1 protein-coding gene is annotated in these 3011 nt (G+C 36.0%); it reads left to right on the top strand.

Going from position 1 to position 3011, the window contains the following annotated elements; translation table 11 throughout:
• Nucleotides 1-3011, top strand: a 3011-nt coding sequence (locus tag CHRY9293_RS18265) for a non-ribosomal peptide synthetase (protein WP_162034287.1), incomplete at both ends; no start/stop codon positions are given.

Genomic DNA, 3011 nt, shown 5'->3' with positions numbered 1-3011 from the left:
TTGAAGGTTTATCAATTGATATTGTAGAGATTATCCGTCCTATAGTGGTTCATCATCCTGAGGACCAACTTTTATCTTTTGCTCAGGAGCGTTTATGGTTTATTGATCAGTATGAAGGAGGAAGCTCTGCGTATAATATTCCTATGGTTTTTGGCTTGTCATCACAAGTTGATCTTAGCATTTTAAAAGAATCTTTTAGAGTTCTTCTATCAAGACATGAGATTCTACGTACTTTGATTGTAACCAGTTCAGAGGGAGTAGGGTATCAATATGTGAGTGATCAAGAGTTCAGTATTAAAGAGATTTATGTGGAGAGTTCTAAGCAGTTAGAAAATCTTGTTTCTCAAGAAGTTAATAGAGTTTTTGATTTGTCCCAAGAACTTCCTATTTCAGTTTGTGTATTCCATGAGAAAGAAAAGACTAAAACTAATAAAACAAAGAAAAAGCAGGATAACCAAAATAAGAGTGAGATTACGTCTTATATCAGTATAGTAATTCACCATATAGCTTTTGACGGTTGGTCTATCGATATCTTTTTAGAGGAATTCAGAATTATCTATCAAGATTTATTATCAGGAAACTCGGTTTCTTTACCCTCGCTCCCTATTCAGTATAAGGATTTTGCTTTATGGCAAAGGGGCTATCTTCAAGGTGAAGTATTGGATAGACAGTTGGATTATTGGAAGACTAAACTTTCGGGAGTTGAGGCTTTACATCTTCCTTTGGATTATGTGCGTCCTACACGGCTTTCTTATGAAGGGCATACGGTACATTTTAGTATTTCTGATAGTTTAGGAGAAGAACTACGTTTCTTATCTCGAGACTTAGGAGTTAGTTTATACAGTGTAATGTTGGGAGGGTATTATCTGCTATTATCCTCTTATTCGGGACAAAAAGATATTGTATTAGGCACTGTGGTGGCGAATCGTCATCATGCAGGCTTAGAGGATCTGATTGGCTTCTTTGTAAATACCTTAGTCCTTCGAGAAGAGATTGATTATGGAATATCAGTAAGAGATTTTATTTTGCAAGTTTCAGATTCGGTATCTCAGGCTCAGATGCATCAGGATGTACCCTTTGAGAAATTGGTAGAAGAGTTGGGAGTAGTTCAGGATGTATCTCGTCATCCTCTATTCCAGGTAATGTTTGGCTTACAGAGTTTTGGAAATGCTACTAATCAAAAATATGTTGGAGACTCTTTGTTTCAACAAATTGAAGAAAGGCTGAGTTATGATGTAGCGAAGTTTGATTTGAGTGTTATGATAGATGATGATGGAGAAAGTTTATCGGGAAGTTTTAATTATGCTCGAGGATTATTCAAGGAAAGTACGATTGATCATATGATTAGTACCTATGTATATCTTTTAGAGCAGATGGTATGCCATCAAAAAGAAGTTGGCTCAAAGTTACGGCTTGAAGACTTATCTTGGGTAAGAGAAGAAGAGTATAGTGGAGATGGGATCTTCTCCAGTCTTTTGGATGCTTATTCAGAATACGATACAACTGCTACCATTCATGAATTATTTGAGAGACAGGTAGAAAAGACACCTGATCATATAGCTTTGGTGTATGAAGATGTAAAGTTAACCTATAGAGAGCTTAATGATAGATCAAACAGGTTGGCTCATTATTTATTACACAATTGTAAGATCGAACCGAATGAGCTTATTCCATTGTGTTTAGGCAGATCAGAACAGATTCTTATAGGTATGTTGGGAGTCTTGAAGTCAGGCGGAGCGTATGTTCCTATGGATCCAAGTTATCCTATGGATCGAATAGAACATATTCTGGGAGATACTGGTGCAAGAGTTGTACTCGTTGAAGAAAATACAAAAGCCAGATTATATGACTATAAGGAACTAATAGATACAGAAACAGAATCTTCAAACCTGAGGATTATAAGTCTGAATGGTTCAGAGATGAGAGCTGAACTGAGTACCTGTTCCACAGTAAATCCAAGAACTCCAGTAAGTTCAAGTGATTTATCTTATGTTATTTACACTAGTGGCACAACAGGTAAGCCAAAGGGAGTGATGATCGAGCATACTAGTATGGTCAACTTTGTATGTTGTATGATAGACTCTCACAGGCTTACAGAGTATACCCATGTAGGTTGCTATTCTAATTATGTCTTTGATGTTTTTGTGAGTGAATCTTTCCCTGTTCTTTGTCATGGCAATACGTTGTGGTTGTATAGTAATGAACTTAGAAAATCGGTAAAAGATCTTAATGATTATATCAAAGAACATAATATTGAAGTATCGTTTATTCCCCCTGTTATCTTAAGAGACCTTATTCCAGATACGAGTCTTCAACTGATATTGGTAGGAGGAGAAGCTTTCCCGGATATTAGAGACTTAGCTCATGATCATATTATTTTAATTAATGAATATGGCCCTACAGAAACCACGGTATGGTCTACTTATCATCATTATGATAATGATAATAATGCACTTAATATAGGTAAACCTATAGCCAATACTACAACCTATGTATTGGATGAATATTTACGTCCAGTACCATTGGGAGCGGTAGGAGAGTTGTATATCGGAGGTTCAGGATTATCAAGAGGTTATTTAAATCTTCCAGAGCTTACAGCTGAGCGTTTTCTATTGAATCCTTTTCAGAGCGAAGAAGAAAGAGAAAAAGGTTATAATGGACGTATATATAAGACAGGAGATTTAGTACGTTATCTTGCTGGAGGAGATTTGGAATATATAGGTCGTAACGACTTCCAGGTTAAGATCAGAGGCTATAGAATAGAGTTAGGAGAGATAGAAAGCGCTTTGTTGAGCTATGAAGGAATTAGACAGAGTATTGTATTAGCTAAAGAACATAGTTCAGGATTAAAATACTTGGTAGGTTATTATGTATCTGATACTTTATTTAATCCTGAAGACTTATCTGTATATTTATCAGGATTACTTCCGGAGTATATGGTTCCTTCTGCTTATGTTCATTTGGAATTATTCCCCATGACACTCAATGGTAAATTGGACCGAAGAGCCTTA

Source organism: Chryseobacterium potabilaquae (genome assembly GCF_902728265.1).
In the GTDB taxonomy this organism is placed as follows: domain Bacteria; phylum Bacteroidota; class Bacteroidia; order Flavobacteriales; family Weeksellaceae; genus Chryseobacterium; species Chryseobacterium potabilaquae.
Note: the sequence above shows the minus strand (reverse complement) of the source record. Positions and strands in the feature narration are given on the sequence as shown.